This window comes from Sporosarcina sp. D27, assembly GCF_000586555.1.
GTDB lineage: Bacteria > Bacillota > Bacilli > Bacillales_A > Planococcaceae > Sporosarcina.
On the sequence record NZ_AZUC01000002.1, the window covers coordinates 1 to 211 of the forward strand.

1 rRNA gene is annotated in these 211 nt (G+C 51.7%); it reads right to left on the reverse strand.

The window, feature by feature from the left end:
- Positions 1 to 96 (reverse strand): 16S ribosomal RNA (locus N693_RS0100010); the annotation flags it as partial.
- Positions 97 to 211 lie beyond the last annotated feature (115 nt).

Below are 211 nucleotides of genomic sequence, written 5' to 3' on the forward strand. Positions count from 1 at the left end.
AATCTCAAGGAGCAAGCTCCTATTGATTCGCTCGACTTGCATGTATTAGGCATGCCGCCAGCGTTCGTCCTGAGCCAGGATCAAACTCTCCATAAAACCGGTAGTCGATCTGCAGCGCATTACGTCGTCAGCTTCGCTCTCTCAGTCGGTCACGTACCAAAGTACGCTCCCTTCTTCGTTCGATCACTTCCTAGTACCACACTACAGCTCG